The sequence below is a fragment of the Exiguobacterium sp. SL-9 genome (assembly GCF_004336985.1).
GTDB lineage: Bacteria > Bacillota > Bacilli > Exiguobacteriales > Exiguobacteriaceae > Exiguobacterium.
In genome coordinates this window covers 244,232-261,754 of record NZ_SJUO01000004.1, presented here as the reverse complement: position 1 = coordinate 261,754, position 17,523 = coordinate 244,232, and the positions used below count along the sequence as shown (strand labels likewise).

Below are 17,523 nucleotides of genomic sequence, written 5' to 3'. Positions count from 1 at the left end.
GCTTTTTATATATCATTTTCATTTCACTTCAAGAAAATGGTTGAATCGAAGCATGGAAAAAATTTATAATGCAATTAACGAAAGCGCTTTCGGAAAGCGTTTTCAATCTGTACGTCACTAGAAAAGGCAAGGTCGATTGCGTCGTCCCTGCCTTCATTCATGCCAAGGGAGGAAATGTAATGAAGAAATGGGTCGCACTTGCACTCGGGACTGGTCTTGTCTTATCTGCCGCACAAGGCGCATCTGCCGAAAAGTCGGAGAAAAAAGACAACACGAAATGGAAGCTCGTCTGGTCGGATGAGTTCAACAAATCAAAGATTGACCAAACGAAATGGAATTTTGACACGGGTAACTGGTTGAAAGACGCCGAAGGCACGCCGGTCACACCGGGGTGGGGAAACAATGAGAAGCAGTTTTACACGGACAAAAACGAAAACGCTTTCGTAAAAAACGGGAACCTCGTCATCCGTGCGAAAAAAGAGCAAGTGACAGACGAACTCGGGTCATACGATTTCACGTCGGCGAAGTTGACGACGAAAGGAAAATTTAGTCAAACATACGGCCGCTATGAGATGCGGGCGAAGCTCCCGACCGGCAAAGGGCTATGGCCGGCGTTCTGGATGTTGCCGGAACAGGACCGCTACGGTGCCTGGGCCGCGTCTGGTGAAATCGACATCATGGAATCATGGGGCAGCCAGCCTGACAAGGTCGCCGGAACAATCCATTACGGCGAGAACTGGCCGAACAATAAATATACCGGCAAAGACTATCACTTCGAAGAAGGCAACGGCATCGACAAATGGCATACATATGCGGTCGAGTGGGAGCCAGGCGAGTTGCGTTGGTACGTTGACGGGAAATTGTATCAGACTCAAAACGATTGGTACTCGAAAGGGTTGAACCAAGCGACGAAATACAGCTATCCAGCACCGTTCGATCAAAATTTCTATTTGATTATGAACTTGGCCGTCGGCGGCTGGTTTGACGGGGACGTCGATGCGACGACGCCATTCCCGGCCGAGATGAAAGTCGATTACGTCCGCGTCTTCGATTTGAAAAACCGCGACTATCGCGAAGCGGTCGAACCGGTCTACACAGATGAAGAAATCGTGCTTCCGGACGGAGCGAAACAACCGTCTGAAGACGGCAACCTCGTCTACGATCAAGGCTACACAGAGCCGATCACGACCGTGACGAACGGTTCGCAGGCGCTCGACCCGGTGAATTGGAACTATGTGGCGCTCCCAGACTTCGGTGGGGCCGGATCGATCGACGTGATTGAACAGGCAGGCTCACGCTTCGCGGATATCTCGATCACGCAAGCCGGCAGCCAGCCTTACTCGCACCAATTGATTCAAAACGTATCACTCGGCAAAGGCGGTCACTACAAAGTGACGTTCGACGCGAGTGCTGACTCTGCCCGTTCGATTGCTGTCAAAGTCGGCGGCGGACCAGATCGCGGTTACGCCAAGTATTCGGATGAAGGCTCGTTCGATTTGACGACCGATGTCCAAACGTATTCGATGACGTTCGACATGACGGAAGACACAGACCTCGCGGCACGCCTCGAGTTCAACGTTGGTCTCAGCACGGCAGGTGTTCAAATCGGGAACGTCCGCGTCGAACAGACACCGCGTGAAGCGCTTGACCCGAACGCGACGAAACCGGCGCTCGGAGACGGGAACCACATCTATAACGGCACGTTCGATCAAGGGTCGATGGACCGCTTGACATACTGGCAGTTCGACCCAGGCGCGACGAAAGGGACAGGCACGGTTGATGAGGAAGCTCGTCATTTCGAGTTCGTGACGAACGCGAAGAAAGGGCAACCGGCAACGCTCGTCCAAAACGGCATTCAATTGACAGAAGGCCGTGAGTACGTGCTTCGCTTCAACGCGAAATCGGAACGCATCAAATCGCTTCAAGTCGGCCTGAACGGATTGGACGGACAAGCGTATCTCCCGCTCCAAGACGTGGCGTTGACGCGCGACTTCCAATCAATTGAAATCCCGTTCACGATGGAGCAAGAGTCGGACTTGTTGAGCCAACTCCAATTCGTGCTTGGTTCGGCCAAAGGCAAAATCACACTCGATGATGTGCAATTATTCGATGTGACACCGGTCGAGGTTGATCCATCGCCACTCAAGAACGGTTCGTTCACTGAAGGATTGACGCATTGGGGCTCATACGTCCACTTTGACGCCCAAGCGGCGGTCGAAGCGGTGAATGAGGCTGCTCAGTTGTCAATCACGCAAGAAGGACAAGAGCCGTGGAGCGTTCTCATGGAACAAGGCGGCCTCGAGTTGCATGCAGGCCAAACGTACGTCGTCCGCTTTGACGCCAAATCGACGGTGGCACGCAACATGGAAGTGACAATCGAGAACGCGGCGTACACGCGTTACTTGAGCGAAATCGTCCAAGTTACTCCTGAGACGAGCACGTATGAATTCGAGTTTGTCATGGGCCAGACAGACATGACAGCGATGAAATTCTTGCTCGGCCGCACGGACGGCTCGCCGCTCGGCGCGCACGATGTGACGATTGATAACGTCAGCGTGACAACGAAATAACGGAACAAAAGGAGCGCCTCGATTATGTGGAGACGCTCCTTTCTTATATCATTGTCCTTTTTTCCGGCTGATCAACCGCGCCGTCCGAAGCAAGGACGGGAGCAGTTTCCGACGCTTGCGGATGGCCAAATATCTAGCTTCCCACGTCGGTGTGAACTTACGTTTGAATTGACGGAGCCCGCTGAACGGATAGATGTAACTGATGTTCTCGAAGATGTCGGCCGCAATCCGTTCCGGCCAGTACGCGAACGTGTGCTCACCGACCGAGGCGAGCGGTGCCATGCCGAGGCCGACATGGGCGTAGTCATTTGACCGTGCCCACTCAATCACGTACAGAATCAGCACCTCGATCGATCCGGGCGGAGCCTCACCATGGGAACGCATCAAATCGATGGAGACGGTATCATTGCCGCGGAGCAACGTGATGAAGGCGACGACTTGTCCGGTCTCGTCACGAAGGAGGGCGACCGGATAGTGGGCCAAAGCCTGCTCAGTGAAAAAGCCGAGCGAGAAGCCTTTCTCGCTTCGATTGCCAAGCCAGTCGTCCGAGATGCCGCGCAGCGACGCCATCAACTCGGATGACGGGTTCATGACGATGTCGGTCGTATAGCCCCGCTTCGTGAATTGGTTATGGAGCGAGCGCATGTTGGCGCGCTTTTTTCCGGTGAGCGAGAACGTGGAGACGTCGACCGTCGCCTCTTCACCGAGCTTGAAGAATGTGAACCCGGCATCGTGCAGGCGCGGCATCCAGTCCGGGGTGACTTGATAAAAGAGCGGGATATAGCCGAGCCGGTCCGTCTCTTCGATAAAGGCGAGCAACAGCTGTGACGCGGCGTCTCTCACTCCTTGCACGTCACCGAGGACGATGGCGTGATTGCCGGATAAGGCGAACAACAGACACGCCTCGTCATCTGCTCCATAATAGATAAATTTGTCGTTCATATAGGCCAAATCGAACGCGCTCGTCGTCGCATGCGTGGCTTGAAACGCCGCGAAGCGGGACGGTTCGAACGACGAGCCGAGCTTCGGACGTTTCAACCGGTTGAACAGCGTGAATATGCCGATCAACAGCAGCCCGGACAAGACGACGGCGGTGAGGCTCAATGCAAAGGCCGCGTCCGGGTCAAAGAAAATCGTGTCGGTCTGACTGAACGACTGCAGCAAGAACGCATGCGTGCCGACGTATAGACTGACATAGGCGACGTTCCGGACGAAGCGGCTGACAGTCACGATCGAGCGATAGCGTTTATGCTGGGTCCGGGTCAACCAGACGAACAAGGCGAACGCGCCGACGACGAACGCTTCAAATAGATTGAAACCGCGCGCGATGACACCGATACTGGCAATGAAAACTGCGACGCCGACGAGCCAGAGTACGCGTTTCGTCCGGATATACATGCCGAACGTGGTCAGTAGCGTCAATAGACCAGCCGTGAACAGCGCGAGTGAGCCGATCCACTGCAACCAAAGGGCAGTCGAATAGAGCGGTGACACGCTCGGTAACAGTGTTTGGAACCAAAGGACGAGACTCGTCATCAACGCGATTAAGCTACCAGCAAGCCGTCCGGTCTTGGCGAGTGTGCGCGACACAATGCGCCAGACGACGGTCCCGATTTCATAGGACGACCCGATAATCGGTTTATATTCGATCTGTTTGACGACCTGGTCCCCGAAGACGAGCGCCGCCAAGAACAGGCCAATCATGAATGGGACGATGAAGTAGACGAAGCGATAGACGATCAAGGAAGACAAGACAATCTCTTGATCGATCCCAATCTGGGTCATCCCGACGAGGTATAATAAATCAAACGAACCGACACCTCCCGGGACGAGCGAGACGACTCCAACGATGGTCGCGACGATGAAGACACCCATCATGGCTGCGAGCGGTGCTTCGCCTCCAAGTAAATGCAGGGCATACAAGGCGACGAGTCCGGCCGTCACCCATTCGGCGAGCGACGTCGCGATATAGCCGAGCAATGTCGGCCAATCCAAGTTCGACCGCTTCCGCGTCACATATATGTAGAGCGGCAAGAGGGCGAGTGTCGCGAAGAGAACCGGCCAAATCCACTGTTTCGTTTCGGTGAGCGCATCGGCCGGGAAGAGCCCGAGCAGCACCCCTGCAGCAAGCAGAGACAAGCCGCTGATGAGCGTCGGGGTCATCCAACCGATGGCTCGGAGCAACCGCTTCGTATCCGTATACGGACGATACAACGATGTCCGGAGCGCGATGCCGATGACGCCGCCGAACCCGATCATGCCGTTCATCGCGTTGGTGATCCATGCCGCGCGAAGCAGCTTCGCGAGCGGGATACGGATGTCGAGCGAGCGCAATAAAAAGTAGTCGTAGCCGGTCATCGTCAACACGGCCACGAGGCCGAGGCTGATCAAGGCGATCTGTTCGAAGCCCGTCAACGCCTCTAACGTTTGAAACGCCGCGGCGAGCGACAAGTTTTGGAGCTCTTGTCCGCTCTGATAAAGAATCAATCCAATCAATAGGAATGGAAGCAACCATTTCAGTTGTTTCCAGGAAAATCGCTTTTGCATCGTATGTGCTCCTTCTGACAAACTATCGAAATCTTGATTAGCTAAAGTGTACTCAATCGAGTCGTGTAATCATAGTACGAGTCAGACGGGAAGACGGATTCAAAATCAATGAGATTCGTGAACCAAGGGAATATAGATTGTAAGCGCAAGAAACAGGACGAGTGAACGAAAATCAATCTGATACAGTAAAACAAAAGGGGGGACTGAGATGCTGACGTTTGAAGAGAAGTGGGAGAAAGTGCTCGCGTGTGACGCGGCGTATGACGGACAATTCTATACCGCGGTCAAGACGACCGGGATTTACTGTCGGCCCTCGTGCCGCTCACGGAAACCGAAACGGGAGAACGTCGATTTTTATGAGACGAAAGCGGAAGCGGAGTCGTTCGGTTTTCGGCCGTGCAAGCGATGTCAGCCCGAGGTTGACCGTAGTCCGGCGAGTGCGCTCGTCCATGACGTGACGGCGTTCGTGCTCACGCATTACAAACGGCCGCTCAAGCTCGAGGAAATTGCCGAGCATGTCAACTTGAGCCCGTTCTACGTCGAGCGGACGTTCACGCAAGCGACGGGCGAGACGCCGCGCCGTCTGCTCGAAAAGGTTCGCATCGACAAGGCGGCCCATTTGTTGCGGACGACGGACATGAGCAATCTCGCCATCTGTTATGAGGTCGGATTTCAAACCCCATCCAACTTTTATCGCGTCTTCCGACAGCTAAAGGGATGTTCACCGAGCCTATATCGAAAGGGGGGAGCCAATGAGTCGCGCATCATTCCAGATTCACGTCACCGCTCCGTTTGACTTTCAACAATGTCTGCAGTTTTTACGACGCTCAAACGACGAAGTGATGCATGTCGCCCGCGAAACGTCCGTCTTAAAGCTGTTCGATGTAGACGGACGATTGCTGCTAGGGGACATCAGGGAGACGTCCCAAGGGCTCGTCATCGTGTTCCCGGAAGACATCATCACGAGCGCGGAACAAGAACATGTGGAGCGATACGTCCGTGACTGGTTCGACCTCGACCAAGACGTCGCCGCGTTCGTGCGAATGGCTGAGACGGATGAACTGTTGCGTCCGCTCGTCCGAGAGTACGAGGGGCTACGCCTGATCGGGTTCCCTGACTTGTTCGAGGCGCTCGCGTGGGCCGTCATTGGCCAACAGATCACACTGTCGTTCGCCTATACGCTGAAACGACGGTTCGTCGAGCAATATGGACCATCCCGTAAGGTGGACGGCGTGACGTACTGGGCTTTCCCCAATCCTGAGACGATTGCGCTCCTCGATCCGAGTGAACTGAGACCACTTCAATTCAGCACCCGGAAAGCAGAATATATCATCGGCATCGCCCAGGAGATGACGGACGGACGATTGTCGAAACAGCAGTTACGGAACAAGTCATCCGACGTGATGCATGAACGGTTGCTGAGCTTGCGCGGTGTCGGGGAGTGGACGGCCGCGTATGTAAGGATGAAGTGTTTTCAAGATCCGACGGCGTTCCCGGCTGCTGACGCTGGTCTGCATCAGGCGTTAAAGCATCATCTCGGGCGAAGCGACAAGTTGACGGCAGACGAAGTGAGGCAGTACGGGGAACGCTTTGCGGGGTGGGAAGCGTACGCCACATTCTATTTATGGAGGTCATTGTATGGAGACGTATAGACTGGACTATGTGAGTCCGATTGGAATTCTGGAGATTGTCGGGACAGAGACGGCCATCCGCTCCATCCTGTTCGTCGAACGTACTGACGTCTGCTTTGAAGCGGAGGAGATGACGCCGGACGTGTTGAATACGTGCTACCGAGAAATCGAGGAGTATTTCAGCGGACGTCGCCGCGCGTTCACATTCCCGTATGAGGTGCAGGGGACGGTGTTTCAACAGGACGTGTGGCAGGCGCTGGTCATGATTCCATACGCCGAGACGACCTCGTATCGCGAACTGGCCGTGACACTCGGACGGGCCCGTGCCGTGCGGGCCGTCGGCAGCGCCAACGGACGCAACCGATTGAGCATCGTCATCCCGTGCCATCGCGTCATCGGATCGAACGGGACGTTGACGGGTTATGCGGGCGGCCTCTGGCGGAAGGAATGGCTGCTTCGACACGAGCAAACAAGCGCATATTCGGGCCTGGCAAAAAAACATCTCCCCCTCCATATCTGATACAATGGAGAAGTCCTATCGTGACGTCTGAATCGACGTAGTGGTCTAGGACGATTCTCGTCACTCAGGGCGATTATTTGGAGGGTACCATGATAAAATTACTAGCAGATTCAACTTGTGATTTATCCGATGACATTTTAGCAAAATATGAGATTGGCGTCGCGCCGCTCATCATCACGATTGACAATAAATCGTATGAGGACCGTGTCGACATCCAACCCGATGAGTTTTACGGAATGTTGGAAGCGCTACCGGAATTCCCGACGACGGGGATGCCGAGCCCGGCGACATTTATGAAGTTGATGGAAGAGGCCGTCGAGAGCGGACATGATGAGATTCTATGTATCTGTATGTCGAGCGGGACGAGCGGGTCGTATCAATCGGCCGTGCTCGGAAAAGAATACTTCGAAGAGGCGCATCCCGATTCGACGGTGAAGATTCATATCGTCGACTCACGTTCGATGAGTCACGGGAGCGGCTGGCTCTTGATGAAGAGCGCCCAGATGCGTGAAGCTGGGGCGACGTTCGAGGAACTTGTCGATTTCAACGAAAAGTACAAAATGAAAGTGAAGCACTTCTTGTCGGTCGACGACTTGGATCACTTGATCAAAAGCGGCCGCATCTCGAACGCGAGCGCAATCATCGGCAAGCTGTTGATGGTCAAACCGATCATGAGCATGAAGAACGGAAAAGGGGCCATCGTCGCCAAAGAACGGGGAACGCGTAAAGTGCTCAAGCACTATACGGACGAGTTCATCAAACGTTGCGACAACGACATTACCAACTTCGTCATCATCGGCTATACGTCAGATCAAAAGATTGCCGAGAACTTGAAGGCGAAGATTCAAGCCGAATCCGACTTCAAAGGCGAGATTTATCTCATGCAGATGGGCGTCTCGGTCGGGACGCACGTCGGCCTCGGAGCCATCTCGATGTTCTTTGTGGAAAAATAAAACGAAAGCCGTCTCATTCACGAGGCGGCTTTTTCTGTGGATAACGTTATCCACAGGCAGGGACAGACCAGACACGATTCACGGACCAAGAGTTATCCACAATCTCGAGGCGATAGACATCAGGATTGCTGAGATTACGCCACGTGTCGAAGTCATAGCGGTTATCCACATGTTGAAGAAGCAACGCGAGCAGGTTGCCGTGCGTCACGAGGACGGTCGCGCCTTTTACGTCGTCGAGTGGATCGATGACGCTCAAGATCCGGTCCGTCGCGTCTTGTCCCGACTCTGCGCCCGGTAAGCTGAACGAGGCGTCGGAGAACGAGTGACGCAACAGCTCGAACCAATCGTCGCGCGGTTCGAGCGAGAGGATGCGCTCGCGCAACTTCGGCTCTGTCTCAATGGTCAGCTGCTTGGATACGGCGAGCGGTGTAATCGAGGCGATGGCTCGCGTATAGTCGCTCGAGATGATGCGATTGACGGGAATGTCTTGAAAAAATTCAGCGAGGGCGAGTGCTTGCTGTTCGCCGGCCACGGTGAGCGGGGCGTCCGGCTCTTGGCCAGTGGCCGAGCAATGACGGATGAGATAGAACGTAGACATGAAGTTCCTCCTTGATCATTTTTATGCAGAAGCTAATAATGAAATATATGTAAAATAAAATCTTAGTATTGGAATTATTTGAATTTAGTATAAATCATGTTGGAGGTACGTATGACCCATTTTATAGAACAACTCAAAAATTCGTTAGAAAAGGGTTTCATTGATAAGCATCATCATCACGTGAGTCCATTTAAACCTGAGTTATTAATGAATGAAAAGCATAAGCGACAAGATGTACTCACTTCGCTTCTAGATGAACTGAAGGGATGCCAATCTTTCTTATTCTCTGTTGCGTTTATTACGGAGGCGGGCTTAGCTACGTTAAAATCTACGCTTTCCGACTTACATAACAAAGGTATCCGGGGAAAAATCATGACTTCGACGTACCAATACTTTAATCAACCTAAAGTCTTCAAAGAACTATTAAAACTGAAAAATGTAGATATTCGCATTTCAGAAGTTGAGGCATTCCACTCTAAGGGATACATTTTTCAACACAAAGAGTATTACTCATTAATTGTTGGAAGTTCTAATTTGACGTCTGGAGCGTTAAAGACAAATTACGAGTGGAATCTGAAGTTGACCTCTCACGAGAATGGCGAAATTGTCGGACACTTCCTCAATCAATTTGAAGAAATGTGGAATGTTGCAGTCCCGTTGACACCTGAATGGATATCAGCTTACGAACGTTCGTATCGTCCTGTCTTCGGAGAACGTGTAGCTGAGTTTCCCGACTCGTACGGAGTAAATCGATTAAAAGAAGCGTTACAAGTAGAACCTAATTCGATGCAATTAGCAGCTTTAAATGGAATTGAGGCCGTTCGTGCAAATGGAAATACAAGAGCGCTCGTCGTGTCAGCGACTGGTACGGGTAAAACATATTTAGCCGCTTTTGATGTTCGTCGCTATCGACCGAAGCGAATGCTATTTATCGTTCATCGGGAGCAAATTCTGCAAAAGGCAAAACAGGATTTTCAGCGAGTAATCGGGGGGAAAGAAGAAGATTTTGGAGTTCTTTCTGGAACGAGTAGAGCTATACATGCTAAATATGTGTTTGCGACCATTCAAACGATTTCTAAACATGAAACCCTAAATCAGTTTGACCGAAACGCATTCGATTATATCCTAATTGATGAAAGTCATCGGGCAGGAGCGACTACGTATCAACGAATTATTGAGCACTTTACGCCAGAATTTTTACTAGGAATGACGGCAACTCCTGAACGCTCAGATGGATATGATTTATTTAAGCTGTTTGATTACAACATTGCATATGAGATTCGATTGCAAGAAGCGCTTGAAGAAGATATGTTATGCCCGTTTCACTACTTTGGGGTGACAGACCTTGAGGTGAGTGGAGATCAAGTAGAGATTGATGTATTCAATCAGCTCGTGTCAGAGGAACGAGTGACAAGAATTATAGACAAGATTGATTACTATGGTTTTTCGGGGGAGCGTTTGTGTGGTTTGATGTTCTGTAGTTCAAAACGAGAAGCGAAACGACTTTCTGAAGAATTGAATCGTCGAGGTTTTAGAACATGTGCTTTAACCGGAGATGATTCGCAAGAAAAAAGACAAGTAGAAGTGACTAACTTGGAAGAAGGTCGCTTAGATTACATTTTAACAGTTGATATATTCAACGAAGGAATTGATATTCCGAGCATCAATCAAGTTGTCATGTTACGTCAGACTGAATCTAGTATTATTTTTATTCAACAACTAGGACGAGGATTACGAAAGCATAGTTCAAAACAATACGTGACAGTTGTTGATTTTATTGCGAACTATAAGAATAACTATTTGATTCCAGTCGCCTTATCTGGAGACCGGTCTCAAAATAAAGATTCGATTCGGAGAAAAGTGATCGATCGTAGCTATATTTCTGGCACGTCAACTATTAATTTTGAAGCCATCGCAAAAGAGCGCATTTACGAATCGATAAATCAAGCAAAACTAACTGACTTAAAAGTGTTAAAAGAGGCTTATCACAATCTGAAAAATCGTTTAGGCAGATCTCCGATGCTAAGCGATTTTGTTGAACATTATTCAATGGATCCAATTGTTATTGGAACAAAGAAGGGTCATTACGGTGCATTTTTGAATATAGTGGAGCATGATCTCCCTGATCTTCCCTCCGTTCACTCTAAAATTCTGTTGATGGTGAGCCAAGAGTTATTATCAGGAAAACGAGTACATGAGACATTGTTAATGCAACTTCTATTGGAGCAGGAGAGCTTGAATAAAGAAGACTTTATTCATCATTTGCGTAAACATGAAATACGGAATGACAAAGCTACCATTCACTCTTTAGAGAACGTATTGTCATTAAACTTTTTTAAAGATGCTGATCGCTTAAAGTATGGTGGAGAAACTCTAATTTCATGGGAGAATGAAATATATAAATTTTCATCTCATATGCAATTTTTATTAAAAAATGAGTGGTTTACTCAGCTGTTTAAAGATGTATTAACCGCCTCCTTAGCTAGAGGTCAACGATACGACCAAACAAAACCATTAACCCGACTTGAAAAGTACACGAGGAAAGATGCTTGCCGCTTGTTGAATTGGGATAAAGAAGAACAATCAACGATTTATGGCTATAAAATAAAACATCAAACTTGTCCAATTTTTGTCACGTACCATAAGGGTGAAGACATTGAAGCTAGCGTCAATTACGGAGACTCCTTTATTAATCCAGAGGTATTTCATTGGTATACGAGAAGTAGAAGAACGACAAAATCGGAAGAAGTACGTAAAATCATTGAGGCACAGGAAAGAGAGATCGATATTCATCTCTTTGTGAAAAAGGATGATGATGAAGGCGGAGATTTCTACTATTTGGGTGAAGTCAAACCGGATCGCGAATCTGTTCAAGATACGACAATGCTGAATCAAGACGGACAAGAGTTATCGGTTGTCACGATGAACCTACTTCTTCAAGAAAGCGTTGACCAACAAATTTATGACTACTTACATGAACAAACGCATTAATAAAAGCCGAGACGTGAGGGGATTACACGTTCTCGGCTTTTGTCGTTTGCTTGATGACGTCGTTGACAGCGGGAATATCTGCCGGGGCCCAAACGAGGGAATGTAAGTTATCGCGTTTTAACCAAATTAACGCATCGTGTTCTGTCGCGGTAGGCGTTCCTGATTTTAACTCAGCACGCAATGAAATCAATTGAATGATGAACGTTTCATATTCATGTACATGTTCATTAATCACTTCGTGCGCAGTGATTTCACAAGCTAACTCTTCAGAAATCTCACGTTCGAGTGCTTCTTGCAAATTCTCACCGTCTTCAACTTTTCCACCAGGGAACTCCCACATATTTGGAATCAACATATTCGTTGAGCGAAGAGCGCAGAGAATTTCTTGATTTTCGTTTTCGATCACTGCTGCAACTACTTTAACTTTCTTTTTCATCATAGCTACCTCATTCTCTTTCATATTCATAGTTTTCATCATAACATCCCTAGTTAAGTAGAGCTGACTATACAAGAATCTCTAAAAAAGTTTTTCCGTACTTAACCCTTATCAAACATCACAAAAGCGTTATAATCAATATAACAATTATAAACGGGGCGAGTCGGCGAATGGGGATTTACCGAATCGTCTCATACACAAATCCAGGGGAGAAGGATGGGGTTTTCATGAGCAGTGTTCAAAAGAAAACAGACGTCATTTTGATTGGGGCAGGGATCATGAGTGCGACGCTCGGGTCGCTCTTTAAAGAGCTCGTACCAGAGTGGGAAGTCAAAGTGTTTGAAAAGCTCGAAAGTGCAGGGGAAGAGAGTTCGAACGAATGGAACAACGCCGGGACGGGGCATGCTGCCCTCTGCGAGTTAAACTATACGACCGAGAAGGCGGATGGCACGCTCGATATCTCGAAAGCGATCAACGTCAATGAGCAGTTCCAAATCTCGCGTCAGTTTTGGGCGCATCTCGTCAATAAAGGTTTGATTCAAAATCCGGAAGCGTTCATCCGTTCGATTCCACATATGAGTATGGTCCAAGGCGAGAACGATGTCCGCTTCTTGAAAAAACGTTTGGAAGCGCTAACAAATAATCCGTTGTTCGAAGGGATGGTTTTATCGGATGACCCGGAACAGCTCCGTGACTGGATGCCGATCGTCATGGAAGGGCGTTCCGTCGATGAGCCGATCGCGGCGACGAAAATCGACTCAGGCACCGACGTCAATTTCGGCGCGCTCACACGGATGCTGTTCGATCATTTGACCGGCCAAGGCGTCGAGGTCAATTACAAGCATAGTGTCGAGGACGTCAAACGGTTGGACAACGGACTATGGGAAGTGAAAGTAAAGGATATTCAGGCGAACACGATTGAAACGCACACAGCACCATTCCTGTTTATCGGTGGCGGTGGCGGCAGCCTGCCGCTCCTTCAGAAGACGGGCATCCCCGAATCGAAGCATATCGGTGGCTTCCCGGTGAGCGGTTTGTTCCTCGTCTGTAAGAACCGTGACGTCATCGAACAACACAACGCGAAAGTATATGGCAAAGCGAAAGTCGGCGCACCGCCGATGTCGGTGCCGCACCTCGACACGCGTTTCATCGAAGGGCGCAAAGAGTTGTTGTTCGGGCCGTTTGCCGGCTTTACGCCGAAGTTCTTGAAGACGGGCTCAAACCTCGACCTCATCCAATCGGTCAAACCATACAACGTCGTGACGATGCTCGCGGCCGGGGCGAAAGAGATGCCGCTCACGAAATATTTGATTGAGCAGGTGCTGTTGTCGCATGACAAACGAATGGACGAGCTCCGTGAGTTCATCCCGACTGCGAAGAACGAGGACTGGGAAATCGTCGTCGCCGGACAACGGGTCCAAGTCATTAAAGACACGCCAGACGGCAAAGGGACGCTCCAGTTCGGAACGGAAGTCGTCAGCGCGGAAGATGGATCGGTCGCCGCACTTCTCGGTGCGTCACCGGGCGCCTCAACGGCCGTGCACGTCATGTTAAAAGTACTCGAGCAGTGCTTCCCAAGCCGGATGCCGGAATGGGAACCGAAAATCAAAGAGATGGTGCCGTCTTATGGCGTCTCGCTCTCGGATCACCCGGAACTATTCAAGACGATTCATGAATCGACAGCGATGGCGCTCGGTCTGAAAGAGAAAGGCGTCGTCCATAATTAAGCGAGTACAGGCGAGGATATGTTTATATTCTCGCTTTTTCTTTGTGATTTTTGCATAAAAAAAGACCTCTTCGCACGGAAGGGGCCAATCAAGTAGTGGCGACAGGTTCTTCGCTCAAATAAGCAACAATTTGTTGATCGATGATTTCTTCCGATAATTCAAGCGCGAGCGAAAGTTCTTTCACGAGGATCGTTTTAGCGTTCTCTAAAATCTTACGGTCCTGTTCATACAACTTCTTATTCAACAAGAGAGCTTCGCTTTGGCGGCGGGCAAGCGTGTTGATGACTTGAGCGATGTCGTGGCGGTTACCCGAGTGCACGACGTTCAAGAATTCGCGATTGCGGTTGTTCGGATGGGGATTCCATTCGACACCTGGCGAGCGGAACGATTCGAGGATCTCTTTTGCTTCTTTCGCTTCGAGGAGCGTCAACATCATCACTTTGTCACTATCGACAGGGATACTGATTTGCAACTTCTGTGCGTTGTTGATGGGATGGAGCGTGTAGTACGACTTCGTCTCACCCGCGACCGTCATGTCGGAAATGTCGTCAATGCGGCAAACTCCGTGGGTCGAATAGATGATTAAATCACCAGTTTTGAACAAATCGATCACCTCTTCCTTTCATCAAGTATAGTAGTTCATGACACGAAATGTCAACTCGGTTGACATTTGAGGTGAGATATGACACAAAAAAATCCCTCCCGATCGTTAGGAGAGATTACAGATTCCAGTCGGCTTTCAACAACATTTTCAACTGTCGGAACGCGTCGTCACCGAGTGAATCGGCTATTTTTTGTTCGAGTTCGGCTTTCAACGCCTCGTTCTGTTCATAACAACGAACACCGAGTTCGGTCAAGGCGATACATTTATCTTTCCGGCTCGTCGGGTGATCGGTCACCGTGACGAGTTCTTTCGCTTTCAAGTTCTTGATGAGCTTATGGATCGCTTGACGGGAGATGTGGACGTTGCGCGTCACTTCGGCAATGGTCGGCTTCGTTTGATAAATCCGGGCGAGCACGTACCATTCGGAGTTGGAGATGTAGATATCGTGTTGCTCGTTCCAAGCCCGTTCACTGATACGGCGGATTTGGTCGTGTCGCTCACTGAGGAGGTCGAGGAGTCGTGTCGTCGGTTCTGTTGGAGTCAAAGTGGTCACTCCTATTCGTTTTTGTCGTTCCTAACTATACAAAAGCGGATGTGTCGCGTCAATGCGCGAGATGAGTTCGTGAAGCTTCGATAAGATCGACCGATTTAGGGAACAGAAAAACAGAGGAGGGACTTGCATGCCGACACGCACCGATTTGTTTCAACGCTATAAACAACATATTCTCGATCTACCCGATTTGGAAGAGGCGACACTGAAGAGTGAACCGTTGCTGCTCGAGGAGGACCAGAACAAGCAACTTACGATTTATTATGCGCCGTTCGAATACATCAACCCGAATGCCAAAGTCGTCATCGCCGGAATCACGCCGGGACTGTACCAAATGCGGCAATCGTTCGAGGCGATTCGTGATTTAGCGGACGCGCCCGACGAGGAGGCGCTCCGAGCCGTCAAACAACGAGGCAGCTTCTCCGGACCGATTCGTAAGAACTTGGTGACGATGCTTGACGACTTGGAGTTGCATCACCACCTCGGTCTCCCGACGACGCTTGACCTGTTCGGCGAGGCGAACCATCTTGTGCAGAACACAGCGGTGTTGCCGTATCCGGTCTTCTATAAAGGGAAGAACTATAACGGATCGAGCCCAGACATGTTGAAGACGAACTTGTTCCGATCTTATGTCGAAGGTAGCTTCGCTGACGAAATGGCTGTCCTCGAGGACGCCCTTATCTTACCGATGGGGATTAACGTACGCCGGGCCGTCGAGACGCTCGTCGACAAGCGGATTATCGCGCCGGAACGTGTCGTGAGCGGATTTCCCCATCCATCCGGAGGGAATGGACATCGGCATCGCATCTTTGCCGAAAATCGTGAATCGATGCGACGCCATATCGCCGAACATTTCAAACAGCACCCGCTGAAGTGAACCGCCCCGTGCGGTTCTTTTTTGTGAAGCACCTCAACTGACAAGTTTGCTTTAGTTCGCTAAAATGGAAAACGGTTATCATCCACTTTTTCATCACGAAAGAAAGGAACCGTCTATGATCACGTTAACGAATGTCAGCAAGCAGTTCGGACGCGACGCAGCCGTCCGTGACGTCTCGCTTCAGATCGAGCGGGGCGAGGTGTATGGCATCATCGGTGCGAGTGGGGCCGGCAAGTCGACGTTGCTCCGGTTGATGAACCTGCTCGAGACACCGGATACCGGGGAAGTCACGGTCGATGGGGACGAATTGACGGGCTTAACGAGTCGACAGTTACGCGAGAAGCGACACGTCATCGGGATGATCTTTCAACAGTTCAATCTCGTCGCGAACAAGACCGTCTATGACAACGTGGCCGCCTCACTGAAGCTGGCCGGCCGCCCGCGCTCGACGCATGAGGCCCGTGTACTCGAGTGCCTACGTTTCGTCGGCCTCGAGTCGTTCAAAGACAAGTATCCGGCGCAACTAAGCGGTGGTCAAAAGCAGCGCGTCGCCATCGCGCGGGCGCTCGCGAACGAACCGCACGTCTTGTTATGCGATGAGCCGACGTCATCGCTCGACCCGAACACGACGGGCGAAGTGCTCGGCGTGTTGAAGTCGATTAACGAGCGGCTCGGCGTCACCATCGTCATCGTGACGCATGAGATGGACGCCATCAAACAAGTATGTGACCGCGTGACCGTCATGACGGACGGTGCGGTGTATGAGACGATTGACGTCATTCCGAGCGGGGTCGCCGACATCGACGACAATCCGGCCTGGTTCGTCAATCAACTGAAGAAGGCGGGTGAACCACATGCCTGAGGTGCTCCTGCAATATCAGACCGAGATTTGGCAATCGATCGGGGAGACGTTCATCATGGTCGGCGTCTCGATTCTCGCGGCCGTCCTCCTCGGTCTGCCGCTCGGGACGTGGCTCTACTTGTCACGAAAAGGACAACTGTTAGAGAATCGGGCCGTCTTCTCCGTGCTCAACTTGATCGTCAATATTGTCCGCTCGTTCCCGTTCCTGTTACTCGTCGTGTTTTTGATTCCATTTACGCGGCTCATCATCGGAACGGCCATCGGGACGGCGGCGGCGACCGTGCCGCTCGCCATCATCGCCATCGCCCATTACTCGCGTCTCGTCGAGCAGTCACTCCTTGACGTACCGCGTGGCGTCGTCGAGGCGGCCGTGTCGATGGGGGCGTCCATCAAAGACGTCATCTTCAAGTTCCTATACGTCGAGGCCCGTTCCGGTCTCGTCCTCGGGCTCACGACGTCAATCATCAGCTTCATCTCGTACTCGACCATCATGGGGGTGGTCGGGGGCGGTGGCATCGGTGACTTTGCCATCCGCTACGGCTATCAACAGTTCAAGACGGAGCTGATGATGTACATGATTTTGATCATGCTCGTCTTCGTCCAGATGATTCAGTTCACCGGTACGACGGTGGCCCGACTCATCGACAAACGCTAATC

Annotated in this window: 15 protein-coding genes; 10 read left to right on the top strand and 5 right to left on the bottom strand. The window is 50.8% G+C overall.

Annotated elements, in window-relative coordinates; translation table 11 throughout:
• Nucleotides 1-179: 179 nt before the first annotated feature.
• On the top strand, nucleotides 180-2,570 hold the full coding sequence (locus EVJ34_RS12135) for a carbohydrate binding domain-containing protein (protein WP_131485790.1): 2,391 nt from the start codon (nucleotides 180-182) through the stop codon (nucleotides 2,568-2,570).
• A gap of 48 nt (nucleotides 2,571-2,618) precedes the next feature.
• Here the strand turns inward: EVJ34_RS12135 and mprF are convergent, their stop codons facing one another.
• On the bottom strand, nucleotides 2,619-5,117 hold the full coding sequence (gene mprF / locus EVJ34_RS12130; RefSeq protein ID WP_131485789.1) for a bifunctional lysylphosphatidylglycerol flippase/synthetase MprF: 2,499 nt from the start codon (nucleotides 5,115-5,117) through the stop codon (nucleotides 2,619-2,621).
• Between the two features lie 208 nt (nucleotides 5,118-5,325).
• Between mprF and EVJ34_RS12125 the strand changes: the two genes are divergently transcribed.
• The 4 genes from EVJ34_RS12125 to EVJ34_RS12110 all read left to right on the top strand — a co-directional run bounded on the left by EVJ34_RS12125 (nucleotide 5,326) and on the right by EVJ34_RS12110 (nucleotide 8,221).
• Nucleotides 5,326-5,913, top strand: a complete 588-nt coding sequence (locus tag EVJ34_RS12125; protein WP_131485788.1) for a bifunctional transcriptional activator/DNA repair enzyme AdaA — start codon at nucleotides 5,326-5,328, stop codon at nucleotides 5,911-5,913.
• Nucleotides 5,870-6,769, top strand: coding sequence for a DNA-3-methyladenine glycosylase family protein (locus EVJ34_RS12120; RefSeq protein ID WP_131485787.1), 900 nt, complete (start codon nucleotides 5,870-5,872; stop codon nucleotides 6,767-6,769). Before EVJ34_RS12125 ends, EVJ34_RS12120 begins: the two co-directional genes overlap by 44 nt.
• Nucleotides 6,756-7,268 (top strand): methylated-DNA--[protein]-cysteine S-methyltransferase, encoded by a 513-nt coding sequence (locus EVJ34_RS12115; RefSeq protein ID WP_131485786.1) that lies wholly within the window; start codon nucleotides 6,756-6,758, stop codon nucleotides 7,266-7,268. The genes EVJ34_RS12120 and EVJ34_RS12115 overlap by 14 nt, the downstream gene beginning before the upstream one ends.
• Nucleotides 7,269-7,357: 89 nt before the next feature.
• A complete protein-coding gene (locus tag EVJ34_RS12110) occupies nucleotides 7,358-8,221 on the top strand; it encodes a DegV family protein (protein WP_131485785.1) in 864 nt (287 codons plus the stop codon).
• Between the two features lie 46 nt (nucleotides 8,222-8,267).
• Here the strand turns inward: EVJ34_RS12110 and EVJ34_RS12105 are convergent, their stop codons facing one another.
• Complete coding sequence (locus EVJ34_RS12105) at nucleotides 8,268-8,819, bottom strand: histidine phosphatase family protein (RefSeq protein WP_131485784.1); 552 nt, start codon at nucleotides 8,817-8,819, stop codon at nucleotides 8,268-8,270.
• Between the two features lie 111 nt (nucleotides 8,820-8,930).
• Between EVJ34_RS12105 and EVJ34_RS12100 the strand changes: the two genes are divergently transcribed.
• Nucleotides 8,931-11,810, top strand: coding sequence for a DEAD/DEAH box helicase (locus EVJ34_RS12100; protein ID WP_131485783.1), 2,880 nt, complete (start codon nucleotides 8,931-8,933; stop codon nucleotides 11,808-11,810).
• A 22-nt stretch (nucleotides 11,811-11,832) separates the two neighbouring features.
• Here the strand turns inward: EVJ34_RS12100 and EVJ34_RS12095 are convergent, their stop codons facing one another.
• The gene (locus EVJ34_RS12095; protein WP_131434422.1) at nucleotides 11,833-12,246 is read right to left on the bottom strand and encodes a (deoxy)nucleoside triphosphate pyrophosphohydrolase; all 414 of its coding nucleotides are present in this window, start codon (nucleotides 12,244-12,246) and stop codon (nucleotides 11,833-11,835) included.
• Between the two features lie 227 nt (nucleotides 12,247-12,473).
• Between EVJ34_RS12095 and mqo the strand changes: the two genes are divergently transcribed.
• Nucleotides 12,474-13,973, top strand: coding sequence for a malate dehydrogenase (quinone) (mqo, locus tag EVJ34_RS12090; RefSeq protein ID WP_131485782.1), 1,500 nt, complete (start codon nucleotides 12,474-12,476; stop codon nucleotides 13,971-13,973).
• Nucleotides 13,974-14,061: 88 nt separating this feature from the next.
• Here the strand turns inward: mqo and EVJ34_RS12085 are convergent, their stop codons facing one another.
• Together EVJ34_RS12085 and EVJ34_RS12080 are read right to left on the bottom strand one after the other, a co-directional pair.
• Entirely contained in the window at nucleotides 14,062-14,586 is a 525-nt protein-coding gene (locus EVJ34_RS12085; RefSeq protein WP_131434426.1) for a CarD family transcriptional regulator, read from the bottom strand.
• Nucleotides 14,587-14,692: 106 nt separating this feature from the next.
• A complete protein-coding gene (locus EVJ34_RS12080; RefSeq protein WP_131434428.1) occupies nucleotides 14,693-15,121 on the bottom strand; it encodes a MarR family winged helix-turn-helix transcriptional regulator in 429 nt (142 codons plus the stop codon).
• Between the two features lie 136 nt (nucleotides 15,122-15,257).
• On the opposite strand from EVJ34_RS12080, the gene EVJ34_RS12075 reads away from it, so the two are divergent.
• From EVJ34_RS12075 to EVJ34_RS12065, 3 genes are all read left to right on the top strand, one after another.
• Nucleotides 15,258-16,004: a hypothetical protein gene (locus tag EVJ34_RS12075; RefSeq protein ID WP_131485781.1), complete on the top strand. Its 747-nt coding sequence runs from the start codon at nucleotides 15,258-15,260 to the stop codon at nucleotides 16,002-16,004.
• Between the two features lie 115 nt (nucleotides 16,005-16,119).
• A complete protein-coding gene (locus EVJ34_RS12070) occupies nucleotides 16,120-16,866 on the top strand; it encodes a methionine ABC transporter ATP-binding protein (RefSeq protein ID WP_131485780.1) in 747 nt (248 codons plus the stop codon).
• A complete protein-coding gene (locus EVJ34_RS12065) occupies nucleotides 16,859-17,521 on the top strand; it encodes a methionine ABC transporter permease (RefSeq protein WP_029596402.1) in 663 nt (220 codons plus the stop codon). The genes EVJ34_RS12070 and EVJ34_RS12065 overlap by 8 nt, the downstream gene beginning before the upstream one ends.
• Nucleotides 17,522-17,523: the final 2 nt, after the last annotated feature.